General features: G+C 66.2%; 13 protein-coding genes. 3 read left to right on the forward strand and 10 right to left on the reverse strand.

Annotated features, from left to right (window positions below; all coding sequences use genetic code 11):
- Nucleotides 1–35: 35 nt before the first annotated feature.
- The gene (locus tag BVE01S_RS01690) at nucleotides 36–1190 is read left to right on the forward strand and encodes a beta-ketoacyl-ACP synthase III (protein WP_066623417.1); all 1155 of its coding nucleotides are present in this window, start codon (nucleotides 36–38) and stop codon (nucleotides 1188–1190) included.
- Nucleotides 1191–1194: 4 nt separating this feature from the next.
- Here the strand turns inward: BVE01S_RS01690 and BVE01S_RS01695 are convergent, their stop codons facing one another.
- Entirely contained in the window at nucleotides 1195–1656 is a 462-nt protein-coding gene (locus tag BVE01S_RS01695; protein WP_055805915.1) for a DoxX family protein, read from the reverse strand.
- Nucleotides 1657–1697: 41 nt separating this feature from the next.
- The gene (locus tag BVE01S_RS01700) at nucleotides 1698–2903 is read right to left on the reverse strand and encodes a M48 family metallopeptidase (RefSeq protein ID WP_066623419.1); all 1206 of its coding nucleotides are present in this window, start codon (nucleotides 2901–2903) and stop codon (nucleotides 1698–1700) included.
- 136 nt (nucleotides 2904–3039) lie between these two features.
- Here BVE01S_RS01700 and BVE01S_RS01705 point away from each other — a divergent pair, with 136 nt between their 5' ends.
- On the forward strand, nucleotides 3040–3309 hold the full coding sequence (locus BVE01S_RS01705) for a hypothetical protein (protein ID WP_017504786.1): 270 nt from the start codon (nucleotides 3040–3042) through the stop codon (nucleotides 3307–3309).
- 72 nt (nucleotides 3310–3381) lie between these two features.
- Here the strand turns inward: BVE01S_RS01705 and BVE01S_RS01710 are convergent, their stop codons facing one another.
- Nucleotides 3382–3909 (reverse strand): porin family protein, encoded by a 528-nt coding sequence (locus tag BVE01S_RS01710; RefSeq protein ID WP_039244441.1) that lies wholly within the window; start codon nucleotides 3907–3909, stop codon nucleotides 3382–3384.
- A gap of 231 nt (nucleotides 3910–4140) precedes the next feature.
- Nucleotides 4141–6822: a pyruvate, phosphate dikinase gene (ppdK, locus tag BVE01S_RS01715; protein ID WP_088582332.1), complete on the reverse strand. Its 2682-nt coding sequence runs from the start codon at nucleotides 6820–6822 to the stop codon at nucleotides 4141–4143.
- A 209-nt stretch (nucleotides 6823–7031) separates the two neighbouring features.
- On the opposite strand from ppdK, the gene BVE01S_RS01720 reads away from it, so the two are divergent.
- A complete protein-coding gene (locus BVE01S_RS01720) occupies nucleotides 7032–7385 on the forward strand; it encodes an endonuclease domain-containing protein (protein ID WP_066624082.1) in 354 nt (117 codons plus the stop codon).
- A gap of 157 nt (nucleotides 7386–7542) precedes the next feature.
- On the opposite strand, the gene glyS is transcribed toward BVE01S_RS01720, so the two are convergent.
- The 6 genes from glyS to BVE01S_RS01750 all read right to left on the reverse strand — a co-directional run bounded on the left by glyS (nucleotide 7543) and on the right by BVE01S_RS01750 (nucleotide 16518).
- On the reverse strand, nucleotides 7543–9945 hold the full coding sequence (glyS, locus tag BVE01S_RS01725; RefSeq protein ID WP_066623423.1) for a glycine--tRNA ligase subunit beta: 2403 nt from the start codon (nucleotides 9943–9945) through the stop codon (nucleotides 7543–7545).
- Nucleotides 9945–10838, reverse strand: coding sequence for a glycine--tRNA ligase subunit alpha (locus BVE01S_RS01730; protein WP_066623428.1), 894 nt, complete (start codon nucleotides 10836–10838; stop codon nucleotides 9945–9947). The genes glyS and BVE01S_RS01730 overlap by 1 nt, the downstream gene beginning before the upstream one ends.
- Nucleotides 10839–10938: 100 nt before the next feature.
- The gene (locus BVE01S_RS01735) at nucleotides 10939–11835 is read right to left on the reverse strand and encodes a fasciclin domain-containing protein (protein ID WP_084375235.1); all 897 of its coding nucleotides are present in this window, start codon (nucleotides 11833–11835) and stop codon (nucleotides 10939–10941) included.
- A 203-nt stretch (nucleotides 11836–12038) separates the two neighbouring features.
- Nucleotides 12039–12917, reverse strand: a complete 879-nt coding sequence (locus BVE01S_RS01740; RefSeq protein ID WP_066623433.1) for a 4-(cytidine 5'-diphospho)-2-C-methyl-D-erythritol kinase — start codon at nucleotides 12915–12917, stop codon at nucleotides 12039–12041.
- A 3-nt stretch (nucleotides 12918–12920) separates the two neighbouring features.
- Complete coding sequence (locus BVE01S_RS01745; protein WP_066623435.1) at nucleotides 12921–14798, reverse strand: tetratricopeptide repeat protein; 1878 nt, start codon at nucleotides 14796–14798, stop codon at nucleotides 12921–12923.
- Nucleotides 14799–14862: 64 nt separating this feature from the next.
- Nucleotides 14863–16518 (reverse strand): electron transfer flavoprotein-ubiquinone oxidoreductase, encoded by a 1656-nt coding sequence (locus tag BVE01S_RS01750; RefSeq protein WP_088582903.1) that lies wholly within the window; start codon nucleotides 16516–16518, stop codon nucleotides 14863–14865.
- Nucleotides 16519–16686 lie beyond the last annotated feature (168 nt).

Here is a 16686-nt window from a genome sequence, read left to right on the forward strand (position 1 = left end):
CGAGACGCCGCGCGTCGAGCGATAGGAACAAAAAAGTGTCGAATGCAGTGATCGCCGCCACCGGCCTCTTCACCCCCGAACAGTCGGTCTCGAACGCCGAACTGGTCGACAGCTACAATACCTGGGCCGACGGCTGGAACGCCCGCCACGCCGCCCAGATCGAAGCCGGCGAACTGGAGGCCAAGTCGCACTCCTCGCCCGAGTTCATCGAGAAGGCGTCGGGCATCAAGAGCCGGTTCGTGCTGGACAAGGCCGGGATCATCGACCCCGAGCGGATGGCGCCGAACCTGGCCGAACGCTCCAACGACGAAATCTCGATCCTGGCCGAGATGGCGGTCAAGGCGGCGCGTCAGGCGATCGAGGCGTGGGGCAAGCCGATCTCGGAAATCGGCGCCGTCCTGTGCGCCGCGTCGAACATGCAGCGCGCCTATCCGGCCATGGCGATCGAGGTTCAGCAGGCCTTGGGCATCGAGGGCTTCGCCTTCGACATGAATGTGGCGTGCAGCTCGGCGACCTTCGGCATCAAGACGGCGGCGGACTTCATCGCCGGCGGCTCGGTCAAGGCGGTGCTGATGGTCAATCCAGAGGTCTGTTCGGCCCACCTGAACTTCACCGATCGCGACAGCCATTTCATCTTCGGCGACGTGGCCACCGCGGTGATCGTGGAGTCGTCAGACACGGCGGGACCGGGCGGCTGGGACGTGCTGGGCACGCGTCTGAAGACGACCTTCTCCAACAATATCCGCAACAACTTCGGCTTCCTGAACCGCAATGCGCGCGACACCGCGCATCTGGACAGCCCGGAGGCCGACGACAGCGTCCAGAACGACAAGCTGTTCATCCAGCAGGGCCGCAAGGTCTTCCGCGATGTTGTGCCGATGGTGTCGGACATGATCGTGGATCACGCTGGCGAACTGGGCCTGGATCCGCACGATCTGAAGCGGCTGTGGCTGCACCAGGCCAACATCAACATGAACACGATGATCGGCAAGAAGGTGCTGGGTCGTGAGCCCTCGGCGGACGAGAACGTCATCATCCTGGACGAATACGCCAACACCTCTTCGGCCGGGTCGATCATCGCCTTCCACCTGCACAACGACGGGTTCGAGGCGGGCGATACGGGGCTGATCTGCAGCTTTGGCGCCGGCTATTCGGCCGGGACGGTATTCGTCAGGAAGCGCGCCGCCTGAAGCCCTAAAGCCGGGGCAGGAACAGGACGAAGTCCAGGCTCCACAGCCCCGGTCCATTGGCGATCAGCCAGATCAGGATGACCATCAGCAGGGTCTCCGGCAGGTCGAAATAGCTGGAGAGGCGATAGCCGAGGCTGGTCCCCTCCACCGACTTTGACGCCACCGTCACCAGGGCGACCAGGCTGATGATCAGCAGCACCAGGGCCGCCAGGCTGGTGAACAAACCCATGATCAGCAGGGCGCCGAAGGCGAACTCGCACACAGAAACAAACTTCGCGGTCTGGCGCGGCGCGGCGATGCCGGCCTCGACCATCGTCTTGCTCATCTTCTCGGCCTGGGCCGGGGTGAACAGCTTGTAGAAGCCGGACAGGAAGAACATTCCCCCGACCACGACCCGCGCGATCAGGGGCGCGATGTCCATCAGGGCCGGAACGCCCAGGCCGAGGCCGCGATAAAGGTCGATCATGGGGCGAAGGCTCCGCTTGGAATGGCGAAGCCTAAAATGCCCTAGGGACGCGTCGGTTGCTCGGCCAAGGCTTGGGCTGGATGCGTCGCCTTCCATTCCATGGCGCGGCGGATGCGGTTCTCCACGCTGGGGTGATCGTAGAACAGGAACTCCTCGATCGCCGAGGGCGAAGGGGCGCGGTATTCGGCGGTCTTGATCAGGGCCTTGGACAGACCGTCCGGCGCATTGGCGTGAACCAGCGAGAAGTGGTCGGCGTCCTCCTCCATCGTGCGGGTCATGGTGGCGAAGACCGGGGTGCCCAGCACGCCCAGGAAGGCCAGCACCAGAGCCAGGACCGGCAGGCCCGCAGGATCGGAGATGTCGCCCACGCGATCCGCCCTCAGCAGACGATGCGCCACCGGATACAGCCGGTCTGTCAGCCAGAAGGCCAGCAACGACAGGAGGACCAGAATGCCGACGGTCCAGAGAATGTGCGCCCGGACATAGTGGCCCATCTCGTGGCCGACCACGCCGCGCACCTCGGCCAGATCCGCGCCCTGTTTAAACATGGTGTCGCTCATCGCCACCCGCGCCGTGCCGAACAGGCCCGAGACATTGGCGGTGTAGCGGTCGGACTGTTTGGAGCCGTTGTAGATAAAAATCTTGTCCGACGGCGTACCCGTCTGTTTGGCCAGGGTCACGACGGCGTCGCGCACCGGCCCGTTCGGCGCGGGCGTATAGGTGTTGAAGATCGGTTCGATCATCAGGGGCGCGAGCACCAGGCCGATGACGATGAAGGCCGCCGTCACGCCGGCCGCCCAGGCCCACCAGAACCGACGCGCACGCCGGATCAGGGCATAGATCGCCACCAGCAGCAGCGAGGTCGCCACAACCGAAATCGCTGCGCCGATCACGGCCTCGCCCAGCCAGCCGCCCAGGGCCTGGCTGGTCAGTCCATACTGTTTCTCTCGCCACCAGCCCTGATAGATCGCCCACGGCAGGGTTAGCGCCCAGCTCATGGCCGAATAGACCAGGGCGACGGCGAAGCTGGCCAGGATCGGCCGACGACGGCGACGTTCGATCCGGCTGCGGATCGCGACCAGCAGGCCGGTGCGCACGATGATCCAGGCGACCAGGGCCGAGACCAGGAAGCTCCATAGGATCAACCAGTGCGAACCGTGGGTATAGGCGATGGCGCGGGCCGTTTCCTGGGGCGACAAGGTCGCCAGCCACTGGGCCGTCGCGGCCGCCGGATCGAAATTCGTCATGGTTTTCTCCCTTGAGAGAACCAAACCGCGCGACCCGCGTTATGTCAGGTTAATTCGCATCCATGATGATTCTCGCCCGGCCACGCTTGAATCTTTCACGACTTTTTGTCACGCATTCTCCTGTCGAGAACAGGGGATGTCCCAGATGGCTCACAAGACGCCCAAGCAGGTCCTGGAAAGCTTGGCTCATGATATCGCCACCGTGTTGAAGAGCATGGGTGGCTCGGCGCACCAGAACATGGTGGTCGATTGCGTGGCGGCGATGAAGCGCCAGCGCGGCGAGGCGGTCAACCCGCCCGATCTTCGCCAAAAGATCATCGAGACCTTCGAATACTATCGCGACTGGTTCGTTCGACCGTTCGGCGAAGGCTCGCAGCGTTGGGCCCTGGCCGGCGACTTCGGCTGATTTCACCATCCTGAACGAAAAAGGCGCGCTCCCTTCGGAGCGCGCCTTCGTCGTTAAGACTGACCGATCCGATCAGAAGCGACGGATGTAGCTGACCGAATAGGCGTCGGCTTCACCACCGTTGTCGCGGTAGTCGCGACGGGTCCAGTCGGCGCGGACGCCGTTGACGCCGTCCAGGTAGTAGTTGGCGCCCGCGCCGTAGTTCCAGCTGTCGCCGCCCACGTCGGTGTTGGCGCCCGGGAACTTCTGCTTCAGCTCGGTGTGGCCGTAGCCGCCGCGTGCGAACAGTTCCAGCTTGTCAGAGACCGGCACCTTGCCGACCACGTAGCCGGCGGCGTCCCACTCGTGTTTGATCTCGCCATCGACGCCCGCGACGGTGAAGTCGTCATGCTTCACGCCGACCGAGGCTTCAGTTTCCACAGCGATGTAACGGTTGAGGTTGACGCCCAAACGACCGGTGACAGCGCCCGTCGTTGCATTGTCGCCTTCAAGATGAGTGTAGCCGAGCGAGCCGTAACCACGCGGCTCAGGATTAGTTTGAGCAAAGGCCGGAGCGGCGATTGCGGAAACGGCGACAGCAGCGAGAAGAATGTTACGCATTGTTTCTTATTAACTCCTAGATGTGATGACCGAGCCGATCATCAGCCCCATCCAGCGAGTGCTTAAATAGGTCACAGCGTCATCTGTTCCAGAGGCCCGAAAACACGACGAATGCCTGTGGACGCCGGGACACATACAGCGTTCCGTCAAGATTGGCGACTTTGTGGCGCCGCAGCAAAAAGGGCGGCCTCGACCGAGACCGCCCTCTTCGGTTCGTCTTGCTGAGAAGGCCTAGCGGTCCTTCTCGCGCTCCACGTTCAGCGCGGCCTGGGCCGCCGCCAGACGGGCGATCGGCACGCGGTAGGGCGAGCAGGAGACGTAATCCAGCCCGGCCTGTTCGCAGAAGGCGATCGACGACGGGTCGCCGCCATGCTCCCCGCAGATGCCCAGCTTGACCTCGGGCCGGACCTTGCGGCCGCGTTCAGCGGCGATCTCGATCAGGCCGCCCACGCCGTCCTGATCCAGACGCACGAAGGGATCGGTCTCGAAGATGCCCTTGTCCAGATAGGCCTGCAGGAACCGGCCGGAATCGTCGCGCGAAATGCCGAACGTCGTCTGGGTCAGGTCGTTGGTGCCGAAGCTGAAGAACTGGGCGTATTCGGCCAGATCCCCGGCGCGGATGGCGGCGCGCGGCAGTTCGATCATCGTGCCGACCAGATAGTCGATGCTCTGGCCCGTCTCCTCGAACACGGCCTTGGCCGTGCGGTCGGTCAGCTCGCGCAGATATTTCATCTCAAGGCCCAGGGCGACCAGCGGGTGCATGATCTCCGGCAGGGGCGCGGCGCCCGACTTCTGCTTGACCTCCAGCGCCGCCTCGATGATGGCGCGGACCTGCATCTCGTAGATTTCAGGATAGGCGACGCCTAGGCGGCAGCCGCGGTGGCCCAGCATCGGGTTGGTCTCGTGCAGTTCCTTGGCGCGACGCTTCAGCTTCTCGGCGTCGATGCCGGACGAGGCGGCCAGGGCGTCGATGTCTTCCTCGGTGTGGGGGATGAACTCGTGCAGCGGCGGGTCCAGCAGGCGCACCGTCACCGGCAGGCCGGCCATGATCTCGAACAGTTCGACGAAGTCCGACTTCTGGAACGGCGCGATCTTGGCGAGCGCCGCGCGACGGCCCTTTTCGTCGTCGGCCAGGATCATCTCGCGCACGGCGGCGATCCGGGTGTCGTCGAAGAACATATGCTCGGTGCGGCACAGGCCGATGCCCTCGGCGCCGAAGCCGCGCGCGGTCTTGGCGTCCAGCGGGGTCTCGGCGTTGGCGCGAACCTTCAGGCGGCGCACCTTGTCGGCCCAACCCATCAGGGTCTGGAAGTCGCCGGTCAGTTCGGGCTCGATCATCGGCACGGCGCCGTCCAGCACTTCGCCCTTGGAGCCGTCGATGGTGATGACCTCGCCGGCCTTGAAGGTGCGGCCGCGCGCGGTGAAGGTGCCCTTGGCCTCGTCGATGTGGATCTCGCCGGCGCCGGAGACGCAGGCCCGCCCCATGCCGCGCGCCACGACGGCGGCGTGGCTGGTCATGCCCCCTCGGGCGGTGACGATGCCGCGCGCCGCATGCATACCGTGAATATCTTCGGGACTGGTCTCTTCGCGCACCAGGATGACCGCTTCGCCCAGACCCGACATGCGCTCGGCCTCGTCGGCGTCGAAGACGATCTTGCCGGTCGCGGCGCCGGGCGAGGCCGGCAGGCCGGCGGCGACCACGGTGCGCGCCGCATCGGGGTCCAGCGTCGGGTGCAGCAGCTGGTCCAGCGCCGACGGCTCGACCCGGCTGATGGCCTCTTCCTGAGAGATCACGCCCTCGGCGGCCAGATCGACGGCGACCTTTAGCGCCGACTTGGCGGTGCGCTTGCCGTTGCGGGTCTGCAGCATCCACAGACGGCCCTGTTCGACCGTGAACTCGATGTCCTGCATGTCGCGGTAGTGGCTTTCCAGCTTGCCGACGACATCGACGAACTGGGCGAACACCTCGGGCATGGCCTCTTCCATCGAGGGGGCGGTCTCGCCCATCTCCTCGCGGCCGATCTTGGTCAGGGACTGCGGCGTGCGGATGCCGGCGACCACGTCCTCGCCCTGGGCGTTGATCAGGAACTCGCCGTACAGGCGCGCCTCGCCGGTCGAGGGGTTGCGGGTGAAGGCCACGCCGGTCGCCGAGGTCTCGCCCATATTGCCGAACACCATCGACTGGACGTTGACGGCCGTGCCCCAGCTTTCGGGAATGTCGTGCATGCGGCGATAGAATTTCGCCCGGTCGTTCATCCAGCTTTCGAACACGGCGCCCACGGCGCCCCACAGCTGGTCCTTGGGATCCTGCGGGAAGGCGTGACCCAGTTCGCGCTCGACCACGGCCTTGTAGTCGGCGACCACCTTCTCCCAGTCGGCGGCGGTCAGGTCGGTGTCGACCGTGACGCCCAGGCGATCCTTGTGCTGGTCCAGCACCTCTTCGAAATCGTCGTGGCTCAAGCCCAGCACGACGTTGGAATACATGGTGATGAAGCGGCGATAGCTGTCGAAGGCGAAGCGGCGGTCGCCCGATAGCTTGGCCAAGCCCTCGACCGTCTGGTCGTTCAGACCCAGGTTCAGCACCGTGTCCATCATACCCGGCATGGACGCCCGCGCGCCGGACCGCACCGACACCAGCAGCGGGTTATCGACATCGCCGAAGGTCTTGCCGACCACGCCCTCGACCTTGGCCAAGGCGGCCTGGACCTGGGCGTCCAGATCGGCCGGATAGGTCTCGTTGTTGGCGTAATAGTGGGTGCAGACCTCAGTGGTGACGGTGAAGCCCGGGGGAACCGGCAGACCCAGCGACGACATTTCCGCCAGATTGGCGCCCTTGCCGCCGAGAAGGTTCTTCATCGACGCGTCGCCGTCGGCGGAGCCTCCGCCGAAGCCGTACACCCACTGAGTCATCATGCAGTCCCTGAGCTTTTCGGATCGTCCGGCGGGTTGGCCCCGCTCGCACATGCAGCATGATCTAGCGCGTGAGAGCGGCCTTGACCATTGCGGATGTAACAATGCGTGAGGGGGTGTGCGGTTTCCTAGCGACGTGCGCGCACAACCTTGACGTCATCGTCTCCTCCCCATGAAATGGGGAGGGGGACCGCGAAGCGGTGGAGGGGTTCTTGACGCACGAAAGCTCCGTCTCGCGCGCCCGCATCCTGCGTCGCGCCCTGACCCCGCCCGAAGCCCGACTGTGGGTCCACCTGCGCCGCCGGGCGCTGGGTGGGCTGAAATTCCGCCGTCAGCATCCGGCGGGCGTCTATGTGCTCGACTTCTATTGCGCCGAGGCGATGCTAGCGGTCGAGGTCGACGGCGAAAGCCATGAAGGCCGAGGCGGACACGACGCCCGACGCACGCGCTGGCTTGCGACCCAGGGCATTGCGGTCATCCGCGTCTCCGCCGAACAGGTGCGGGTGGACTTAGGCGACGTGCTCGAGTTCATCGCCGACAGGGCGAGAGACCGAATCCGAAGCTGAAACACCATGTCTCCTCCCCATGAAATGGGGAGGTGGCGCGGCGCGCTTGCGCCGTGACGGAGGGGTTCTTCACCACATCGCAGCCGTGAGACGTCAAGAGCCCCTCCACCGCTGCGCGGTCCCCCTCCCCACAAGTGGGGAGGGGACGATGCGGCCCCTACCCCGCGATCTGGCCGAAGTCGGCGACCTGGCCCATGACGTCGCGGACCTGGCCCAGCAGCTTCAGGCGGTTTTCGCGTTCTGCGGGCACGTCGGAGTTGACCAGAACGTCGTCGAAGAAACGGTCCACGGGCGCGCGCAGGCGCGCCAGGGCGGTCATGGCGGCGGCGAAGTCCTCGGTCTCCAGCGCGGTCTCGACGGCGGTGCGCGCGGCGCCGACGGCGAAGGCCAGGGTGGTCTCGGCCTCGGGCTGGTTCGGAAGGCCGGTCTGAACCATGCCTTTCGGGAGCGGGGTTGGTTTCTTCTCCTCGGCGCGCAGGATGTTGGAGGCGCGCTTGTAGCCGGCCAGCAGATTGGCCCCGTCGTCCGTCGCGAGGAAGGCGGCCAGCGCCTCCACCCGACGCACGATGCGGACGAGGTCGTCGTCGGCCTTCCCAGCTATGGGGGCGAAAACGGCGGCGACGAGGTCGTGGCGCTGTCCCCGGTCGCGCAGGAGGACGGTCAGGCGGTCAGCGAAGAAGGCGAGGAGGTCATCTGTAACTTGCTTTACCCACTTGGAAACACGCTCTTCGATACGATTGATTTCCCAAGCCGTAGATTCAGACACGGCCCCGTCGTCACTCTGCTCGTAAGAAGCGGTGTTGCGCAAAATCCTGTAGCTAGCCACGCTATCGCCGCGAGCTATCCACTCGGCAGCGTGTAGATTTGGATTGCCAAAGGCGTACTCTGCAGCATCCATGGAAGTAGCAGCCGCGACCAAGCCTTGCGGGACGTCGATGTACCCGTTCCAGACTGGAACGATAGCGGACTGGCTGGCGAAAGCTTTATAGTCTTCAAGCTTTCTGTGCTCACCAAAGGCCAGAGCCGCATCTTCGAGTTTGCTTAGGTCAACCTTGAGAAGCGCAGTCCAAAGATGACCGCTTGTGATCTCACCGAGCGACCCTGTAACCTCATTCTCCAGCACCAACCGGATCACGCCCAGCGCGGCTCTGCGCAGGGCAAACGGGTCCTTCGACCCCGTGGGCTTTTCGTCGATGGCGAAGAAGCCGACCAGCGTGTCCAGCTTGTCGGCTAGGGCGACGGCGACCGTGACGGGCGCGGTCGGGACCGTGTCGGCGGGCCCTTGGGGTTTGTAGTGGTCGCGCACGGCGTCGGCGACGGCGTCGGAATGGCCGGCGAGACGGGCGTAATAGCCGCCCATGATCCCCTGCAGTTCCGGGAACTCGCTGACCATGCCCGACAGCAGGTCGGCCTTGGACAGGCGGGCGGCGGTTTCGGCCTCGTCGGCGTCGGCGCCGACCAGCGGCGCGATCTCGCGCGCCAGGGCGGCGATGCGCTCGACGCGCTCGGCCAGGGTGCCCAGCTTGGCGTGGAAGGTGACGCCGGACAGTTTGGCGTTCCAGGCGTCGAAGCCGACCTTTTGATCCTCGTCCCAGAAGAAGCGGGCGTCATTCAGGCGGGCGGACAGGACCCGGCTGTTGCCGGCGGCCAGAGCCTTGCCGCCGTCGGTCGCCTCGACGTTTGCGACGACTAGGAAGTTGGGCGCGAGGCCATCCTTGGACGGATCGCGGACGGCGAAATACTTCTGGTGGACCTTCATCGACAGGCGCACGACTTCCGGCGGCAGGGCCAGGAACTGCGGGTCCATGTCGCCCAGGATCGGGGTCGGCCATTCCGCCAGACCCGCAACCTCGTCCAGCAGGCCGTCGTCATCGACCAGGGCGAGGCCGCGCGCGGTGCAGGCGGCCTTGGCCTGTTCCAGAATGCGCAGCTTGCGGTCGGCGACGTCCAGCAGGACGAAATTCTTTTCCAGTTGGGTGCGATAGTCGACGAAGTCGCTGACGCGCAGCAGCGCGCCGGAACCCAGGAAGCGGTGGCCCTCGGTGATCGCGTCGCTCTGAATCCCGTCGATCTCGAACGGGACTACCTTGCCGTCGAATAGGCACAGGATGCGCTTGATCGGACGCACCCAGCGCAGCGTGCCGGAACCCCAGCGCATCGACTTGGGCCAGGGGAAGGTGCGGATCACCTGATCCACCGTCTCGGCGACCAGATCGGTCGTGGCGCGCCCCTTGGACGACAGGACGGCGAACAGGACGCCGTCGCGCTCGGTCAGTTGATCGCGGGTCAGGCCGGTCTTGCGCAGGAAGCCTTCCAGCGCCTGTTCCGGGGCCGAGGCGCGCGGGCCCTTGACCTCTTCCTCGCGGTCCGGCGTGGCCGTGGGCAAGCCGTCGATGACCAGCGTCAGGCGGCGCGGACCGGCATAGGTCGTCAGCGCGTCCCACGTCAGGCCGGCAGCCTTCAGCCGGTCGGACACCATGCGGTCGAGGTCGCGCGCGGCCCCCTGCTGCATCCGGGCGGGGATTTCTTCAGAGAAGATTTCGAGAAGAAGTTGGGGCATCAGGCGGTTTTCCGCTCTTGTTCGACATAGGCGAGGGCGCAGGCTTTGCAGAGTTCGCGGATGCGGCCGATGTAGCTCTGGCGTTCGGCGACGGCGATGGCGCCGCGGGCGTCCATCAGGTTGAACAGGTGGCTGGCCTTCAGAACCTGGTCGTAGGCGGGCAAGACCAGAGGCTGATCCTGCGGCCCGCGCATGTCCAGCAGGCGCTGAACTTCCCCCACCATGTCCTCGAACCGGCGCTTCAGCCCGTCGACGTCATAGCCGTGGAAGTTGGCTTCCGACTGTTGCCGCTCGTTCTCCAGGAAGACCTCGCCATAGGTCAGGCCCTCCTTGGTGAACTTCAGATCATAGACGTTGTCCACGCCCTGCACATACATGGCCAGACGCTCCAGCCCGTAGGTCAGCTCGCCCGACACCACGTCGACCTCGATGCCGCCGACGCCCTGGAAATAGGTGAACTGCGTCACCTCCATCCCGTCGCACCAGACCTCCCAGCCCAAACCCCAGGCGCCGACGGTGGGGTTTTCCCAGTCGTCCTCGACGAAGCGGATGTCGTGCAGTTTCGGATCGATGCCGATGGCCGCCAGCGACCCCAGATACAGCGCCTGAAGGTTGTCCGGGTTCGGCTTCAGGATGACCTGGTATTGGTAATAGTGTTGGAGGCGATTGGGGTTTTCGCCATAGCGGCCGTCGCCAGGGCGGCGGCTGGGCTGGACATAGGCGGCCTTCCACGGCTTGGAGCCGAGCGCGCGCAGGACGGTGGCGGGATGCAGCGTGCCGGCCCCGACCTCGATGTCATAGGGTTGCAGAATGGCGCAGCCCTGCTCGCCCCAATAGCGGTGGAGCGTCAGGATCAGGTCCTGAAACGCGAGCGGCTCGGTCGAGGTGGTCAAATCAGGCTCGTGGGGAGGGGCTGCAAAAAAGACGGCGGACCATAGGGCCCGCCGCCTTCCGCTTCAACACGCTACCGAGCGAGCGCGTGGATGACCCTGATCAGTTCGGGGTCGGCTTGGCTTCGGCCGCGCCGTCGGCGGCGGGATCAGCCGCATCAACCGGCGGCGTGGCCGGGGTGTCGACCTGACCGTCAGTCGGATTGACGACCGGCGACGAGGACGTGGTGGTCGTCATCGCGGCGGGCTGGCCGTTCGGCGCGGTCGGGGCCGGCGTCGCTTCAGCAGCCGGCGTCGCCTCAGCGGCCGGAGACTCAGCTTCGACCGGCGCGGCGGCCTCTTCATCGCCCATGGCAGCCATGGAATTCGCCGGGTTCAGGACCTTATCGATCGGGAAGATGGCGCCGTTCGAGGCGTCCAACTCGGCGCTGACCACGGTCGCGCCGTCAGCCTTGATGGCCGAACCGGTGCCGTCCAGCAAAACCTGGCTCTCGGCAGCCGTCTCTACACCGCCCTTCTTGCCCATGATCTGGTCGGGCGTCACGTCGGCGACGATGACGTGATACAGCAGCAGCTGGCGCAGTTCGGCGGCGTTTGCCGGGTCCATCAGACGCGTACGCTCGGCCTCGGGCACGGCGGCGAAGGCGGCGTCGGTCGGGGCGAAGATCGAGATGGCCGGGCGGCTGGCCAGGGTGTCGGTCAGCTGGGCGGCGTCCAGCGCGGCCAGCAAGGTGGTGAACTGACCGCTGGCCTTCAGCTTGTCGACGACGGTTTCGCCGGCGACGGGCGTGGTCGCCTCCGCAGTCGTGGTCGTGGTCGCGGCGGTCTCAGCCGTCGGAGCCGGCGTCTGCGGCGTGGCTGGCATGGCCGGATCGGTTTGCGGCATGGTCGCCGGGGCGGGCGTCGTCGTGGTCGCCGGGGCGGTCATGTCCTGGGCGAAAGCAGGGGCAGCCATCAGGCTGACGACGGCCGTGGCGGCAAGCAATTTTGCACGAAGCATGGCGATTTCCTTTTTCCTGTTTGAGGATCGCCACGAGGGAGAAGGCGACCCGTTCCAGACATCGGAACTGCCGACTCAAATCAGAACGCCGTGATCTGGTTCCGAGATTTCGAAACAATGCGTAACGTTTGTGATGATCTGGGCGAGACCTGGGCGAAATCGCCGGTTTCGCAGCCTGACCGCCGGTATTCGGCCACAAAGCTTTAGCGTTGCTGTACGGACAGTTGCGTTGCTTTGACCCAGGCCCTGGGATGTGCGGCGGCCAATGCGCGCGCAGCAGATTGGGCCGCGTCGTCGCTCGGATACAAACCGAACACCGTCGCGCCTGAGCCGGACATTCGCGTCAGCGCGATCTGGTCGGTCGCCGCCACCGCCGACAGGGCCGCGCCGATCGCCGGCGTCAGGGCCAGCGCGGGCGCTTCCAGATCGTTGCGCTGGACCGACAGCCAGTCGATCACGGCGGCGATGGACCACTCGTGTGGCGGCGAGGGCCTATCGGCGGCCCGCACCGGCCCCTCATCATAGGCGCGATATACGGCGCCGGTCGGCGAGGGGACGCCGGGATTGAACAGCACGGTCGGCAGCGGCGGCAGTCGGGGTTCGTCGGTCAGCACGTCTCCCCTCCCCTCGGCCCAGGCCGTGCGCATCCGCAGACACATCGGCCCGTCCGCGCCGACGACGCCCGCAACCGCCTCAAGCGCGTGGTCGTCGAGATCGAGCGCAAGGACGTCGCGCGCCAGCTTCAGCGCCGCGCCCGCATCGGACGATCCGCCGCCCAGCCCCGCCGCGATGGGCAGGCGCTTGTCCAGCGTGACCTTCAGTTTCGGCTCTCCGATGCCGCAGGCCTCGCCCAGCTGACGCAGCGCGCGCAGGATCAGATTGTCGTCCGTCGCCCCCAGTCCAGCGCCGAAAGGACCTGTGATAGTCAACAACAAGCGATCCGCCGGCTCGACCGACACGCGATCCCCGACATCGGCGAAGGCGACCAGGCTGGACAGCGGATGATAGCCGTCCGCGTCCACCGCGCCGACGTGCAGGAACAGATTGATCTTGGCCGGCGCCAAGGCGGTCAGGGCAGGCATGACCTATTGCGCGACGCCCTTAGCGCTCAGCGCGCTGTCCAGCCCATTGGCGATCTTGCGTTCGACCTCGGCCCGACGTTCGGGTTCAGGCTCCAGCACCAGGACGCGATTCCACAGCCAGACGGCTTCGCGTTGACGGCCGACCTTCCAATAGGCATCGCCGAGGTGATCATTGATCTCGGCGTTGGACGGCTCCTTGTCGACAGCCTCTTCCAGCGTGTTGACGGCGGTTTCGTACTGGCCCTGTTTGAACTGCGCCCAGCCCAGAGAGTCCTGGATATTGCCGTTGTCGGGCTCCAGCGCATGGGCGCGGGCGATCATCTCGGCGCCTTCCTGAACCCGCAGCCCCTTATCGACCCAGAGATAGCCGAGGTAGTTCAGCATGTCGGCGTCGTTCGGCGCGGTCTGAAGCGCGGCCCACAGTTCGGCCTCGGCCTCGGGAACACGACCCAACGCCTCATAGGCGGCGCCGCGCAGGAAGTGGACGCTGGCGCCCTGATCGGCGGTGTTCAGAAGCGGCCCATCCAGCAGCGCAAGCGCCTCGTCATGCTGTTTCAGCTGCATCAGCTGACCGGCCAAGACCAAGGCGATCTGCCGATCATCGGGGCTGGCGGCGGCGGCGCGGCGAAGCTCGGTGAGCGCCTCCTGCGACTGGCCGTCCTCTTCCAGCGCCACGGCCAACTGGGCGCGGGCGGCGGCGTAGAGTTTTGGATCGGCGGTCCCGACCCGCGAGAGGGCGTTGCGGGCGGCGGATTTCAGACCGGCGCGCGAGAGCACCTGGGCCAGCTGATATTCGGTCTCGTCATCGTCGTGCAGGTTCTGGGCGAGGCGCAGATAGACGGCGGCGAACTCGTTGCCGCGCTCGGCCGAAGCCTGGGCGGCGGCTGTGATCAGGCCTTGGGCGGCGCCTTCGCGGAAGTCGGGCAAGGCAGGCGGGCGGCCGCCGTCCTTCAGCCGCTGCAGCGCGCGGGCCACGCCCGGATCGACCGGCTGGACCGCCATGGCGGTTTCATACAGGGCGACGGCGTCGTCGCGGCGTCCGCGCCGTTCCAGAAACTCGCCATAGGGGCGTTTGAACAGGGCGCCGACGCCGGCGACTTCGGAAGCGGTCTTCAGCTCGACCTCGGCCTCGGCATAGTCGCGACGTTTTTCCAGCAGGGCGGCGCGATTGATGCGGGCGAAGGCCAGGGTCAGGGGATCGCCGGCGGTCGGGACCGGCTGAAGCGCACGGGTCCAGTCGCCCGCCGCCGCCGCGATCCAAGGCGCGACCAGCAAACCGGCGCGCGCATGCGGCGCGCCGATGGGCTGACGGGCCAGTTCGGCGTTCGGCGTCCTGGCGTCGCCGCGCACGAAGTCCTGAACCAGACGCACCAGCCGTCCGCCCTCGACAAACGCGGGAGACGCGGTCGCATCGGTCGGGGCCAGGGCGGCCGCCACGTCCAGATCGCCGGTCAGCAGGGCGGAGGTAAAGGCCTGTTCGCGCACGCGCGGCTGTTCCGGCGTCAGTCGTTCCGCCTGGGCCAGATAGTCCGAGCCGGTCGCCCCCTCGCCCTGCATCAGGGCCAGCTTGCCCGCCAGATACAGACCATAGGCGCTGCGGCCCTCGGCGTTCGTCGGGATCGGCGCCCAGACAGCCGGGATCGCCGGCGTCGCGGGCGTGTCGGTGATGATGATGTGAGGATCGGGCGCGGCCTGGGTCGGCACCTGACTTGGTGTGCCCTTGCCCGGCGCCGTCTGACCAGGCTCCAGGATGACGGCCGGCGGATGGGTGTCCGGCGTCGGGGCGGGCGGGGTCGTGTCCTGAGCCGAGGCATGGCCGGCAAGCGCCACGGCGAGGACGGTCAGGGAGGCGGCGAACAGGCGAGAACGGGAGGCGATCATGCCCGGACCCTTCACGCTTTTGCAGCGGCGGGCAAGGGCGGAACGCCGCCCCTGCCCCGTTCCGTCACATGTTCGGATAGTTGGGACCGCCGCCGCCCTCGGGCGTGGTCCAGACGATGTTCTGCGACGGATCCTTGATGTCGCAGGTTTTGCAGTGGACGCAGTTCTGGGCGTTGATGACGAAGCGGGGATCGGCCTTGGCCGCCTCGTCGCCATAGACGACCTCATACACGCCGGCCGGGCAGTAAAGCCGCGCCGGCTCCCCGTATTTGGGCAGGTTGACGCGGATCGGGATCGACGGATCCAGCAGCTTCAGGTGGGCCGGCTGGTCCTCGGCGTGATTGGTGTTGGAGATGAACACCGACGACAGCTTGTCGAACGACAGCTTGCCGTCCGGCTTCGGATAGGCGATCGCCTTGTGGTCGGCGGCCAGGCCGGTCGAGGCGGCGTCGGTCTTTTCGTGCTTCAGCGTCGGGATCGGCGACAGACCGCCGAACAGGGTGCGGCACCACATGTCGAACATGCCCAGCGCCCCGCCCAGCGTCGTGCCGAACTTGGACAGCAGGGGCTTGGCGTTTCGGACGACCGACAGCTCCTTGTAGACCCAGCTCTTTTCGAAGGCGGTCTGGTATTCGACCAGTTCGTCGCCCGCGCGCCCGGCCTGAACGGCCTCATAGGCGGCGTCGGCGGCCAGCATGCCGGTCTTCATGGCGTTGTGGCTGCCCTTGATGCGGGGCACGTTCACGAATCCGGCCGAACAGCCGATCAGCACGCCGCCGGGGAAGCTCAGCTTCGGGATCGACTGCAGGCCGCCCTCGGTGATGGCGCGCGCGCCGTAGGAGATGCGCGTTCCGCCCTTCAGGTGCTGAGCGATCTCGGGGTGGTGCTTGAAGCGCTGGAACTCGTCGAACGGCGACAGGAACGGGTTCTTGTAGTTCAGGTGAACCACATAGCCGACGGCCACGTAGCGATCGCCGAAGTGATACAGGAAGCTGCCGCCGCCGGTGTGTTCGTCCAGCGGCCAGCCGGTCGTGTGCTGGGCCAGGCCGGGCTGGTGCTTGTCGGCCGGCACCTGCCACAACTCTTTCAGGCCGATGCCGTATTTCTGGGGCGACTTGCCGTCCTGAAGCTTGTGCCTGGCGATGATGGTCTTGGCCAGGGAGCCGCGCACGCCCTCGGCGATGAAGACATATTTGCCGTGCAGTTCAATGCCGGGCTGGAAATCGCCGGTCGGCTTGCCCTCGCGGTCGATGCCGAAGACGCCGGCGACGACGCCCTTCACCTGACCCGTCTCTTCTTCCCAGACGACGTGGCTGGCGGCCATGCCGGGATAGACCTCGACGCCCAGGGCCTCGGCCTGCTCGCCCAGCCAGCGCGTGACGTTGCCCAACGAGGCGATGTAGCAGCCGTGATTGTGCATGAAGGGCGGCATCAGCGGCATCGGCAGCGACGCCGACCCCTGCGGGCCCAGCAGCAGGAACTTGTCCTTCGTGACCGGCGTCTCCAGCGGCGCGCCGCGTTCCTTCCAGTCGGGGAACAGCTCGTTCAGCGCCTTGGGATCGATGACCGCGCCCGACAGGATATGACCGCCGACCTCGGCCGCCTTTTCCAGAACCGCGACGGTGATTTCCTTGCCATCCTTTTCCGCGCGCTGCTTCAGGCGGATGGCCGCCGACAGGCCCGCAGGCCCGCCGCCGACGATCACGACATCATATTCCATAATCTCGCGCTCGACGCCGTTCAGCGCCTCCAGCGGCGGCAGATTGTCGATGATGGCGTCCTGACGGGCGTTTTCCGCGCCGCCTTCGATGGCGTCTTCGGCCATGGTTTCCCCTGAATCCCGGTTATCTGTGTGGTTATGCCGCTTATCGGAAGGTGACGCGAGGGC

This window comes from Brevundimonas vesicularis NBRC 12165 (assembly GCF_001592205.1).
Lineage (GTDB): Bacteria > Pseudomonadota > Alphaproteobacteria > Caulobacterales > Caulobacteraceae > Brevundimonas > Brevundimonas vesicularis.

What these genes read in the sequence shown, in the direction of transcription:
- BVE01S_RS01695 (WP_055805915.1), bottom strand. Translation starts at nt 1,656, where the DNA reads ATGATCGACCTTTATCGCGGCCTCGGCCTGGGCGTTCCGGCCCTGATG.
- BVE01S_RS01700 (WP_066623419.1), bottom strand. Translation starts at nt 2,903, where the DNA reads ATGACGAATTTCGATCCGGCGGCCGCGACGGCCCAGTGGCTGGCGACC.
- BVE01S_RS01705 (WP_017504786.1), top strand. Translation starts at nt 3,040, where the DNA reads ATGTCCCAGATGGCTCACAAGACGCCCAAGCAGGTCCTGGAAAGCTTG.
- BVE01S_RS01710 (WP_039244441.1), bottom strand. Translation starts at nt 3,909, where the DNA reads ATGCGTAACATTCTTCTCGCTGCTGTCGCCGTTTCCGCAATCGCCGCT.
- ppdK (WP_088582332.1), bottom strand. Translation starts at nt 6,822, where the DNA reads ATGATGACTCAGTGGGTGTACGGCTTCGGCGGAGGCTCCGCCGACGGC.
- glyS (WP_066623423.1), bottom strand. Translation starts at nt 9,945, where the DNA reads ATGCCCCAACTTCTTCTCGAAATCTTCTCTGAAGAAATCCCCGCCCGG.
- BVE01S_RS01735 (WP_084375235.1), bottom strand. Translation starts at nt 11,835, where the DNA reads ATGCTTCGTGCAAAATTGCTTGCCGCCACGGCCGTCGTCAGCCTGATG.
- BVE01S_RS01740 (WP_066623433.1), bottom strand. Translation starts at nt 12,917, where the DNA reads ATGCCTGCCCTGACCGCCTTGGCGCCGGCCAAGATCAATCTGTTCCTG.
- BVE01S_RS01745 (WP_066623435.1), bottom strand. Translation starts at nt 14,798, where the DNA reads ATGATCGCCTCCCGTTCTCGCCTGTTCGCCGCCTCCCTGACCGTCCTC.
- BVE01S_RS01750 (WP_088582903.1), bottom strand. Translation starts at nt 16,518, where the DNA reads ATGGAATATGATGTCGTGATCGTCGGCGGCGGGCCTGCGGGCCTGTCG.